1 protein-coding gene and 1 pseudogene are annotated in these 1214 nt (G+C 64.7%); both read right to left on the reverse strand.

Annotation, left to right across the window (positions count from 1 at the left end; all coding sequences use genetic code 11):
• On the reverse strand, positions 1-984 hold a 984-nt coding region (locus LQV45_RS33880), incomplete at its 3' end, for an MFS transporter (RefSeq protein WP_230012215.1).
• A pseudogene (gene rihB / locus LQV45_RS33885) lies at positions 981-1214 on the reverse strand (ribonucleoside hydrolase); the annotation flags it as partial. The gene LQV45_RS33880 and the pseudogene rihB, both read right to left, overlap by 4 nt.

Genomic DNA, 1214 nt, shown 5'->3' on the forward strand with positions numbered 1-1214 from the left:
GCCCAGGAGGGCGTAGGGAGTCAGGATGATGAGTGACATTTCGGTCGGTCCCACGCCGAAGCCGGGAGCCGTGGCCTGCACGTAGGCGGGAACGATCCCGTTGATGACCGCGAAGACGCCGGTCATGGTCAGGATTGTGGTCAGCAACGGCGCCCAAGTGGAGCGCTGGCGCAGGTGGGCGGTCTCCACCATGGGCTGCCGGGAGCGCTTTTCCACCGTCCAGAACCCGAAGAAGGCGATCACTGCAACGGCGATGAGGGCAGTCGCCAGTGCGAGGGTGCCGGGGGAGAATCCGCTGACCAGTTTGGAGGCCTCGTTGAGGGCTGTGAGCAGGGCGCCGACCGCGATCACGATGAAGAAGACGCCGGGCCAGTCCATCTTGGTGCCCACCGCCGGCTTGCTCTCACCGGCCAGAACGGCGACCAGGCCCGCCGCCACGACGGCCAGCACCACCATGAGCCAGAAGATGCTGCGGAATCCATAATGCTCGGCGAAGTAACCGCCGACAAAGGAGTCGACGCCGGCAACCCCGCCGTTGACGGCGGTGATGAGGCCCATGAGGGCACCGTACTTCCGCGGGTCACTGACGGCGGAGCGCAGCATGATCAGGCACAGCGGGACCGTGGGGCCGCTGACGCCCTGGATGATGCGTCCGACGAAGAGCCAGGTGATATCGGGAGCCATGGCCGCGATCACCGAGCCGACAGCCATCATCAACATCATGCCCAGCAGGATCTTCTTGCGCCCCACAATGTCGCTCAGGCGCGGCAGGAAGAGGGAAAACAGTGCTGCCGCGGTGAAGAACCAGGTCTGGGACAGGCCGATCACGGCCTGATCGGTGTGGAGTTCGTTGCCCATCGTGACCAGGGCGGGGCTGAGCATCGATGCGTTGAGCTGGAAGGCAATGCAGGCCGTCAACAGGGCCGCCGTGAGTGCAGCGACGCTTCGTCCCGTTGTCTTGGATTCGTAAGTCAGAGTGCTCATGAGTTGGCTCCGTTTCCTGCGCCGATGCTGACGGCGGCGGACGGGTCCACGTCGCCGATGCGCACCAGGGCGTCTGTGACGAGGTTCCAGAACTTCGCGTGATCGAGGTCCACAGCAACAGACGTGTGGCAGTCCTCCGGTGCCGGGGCGCGGAAATCGGCGACGGTCATGCCGAGCGTCAGTTGGCCCTGCAGTTCGATGTTCACGGGGACTTTGCGGGTGGTCATCAC

This window comes from Microbacterium sp. Bi128, from assembly GCF_918698205.1.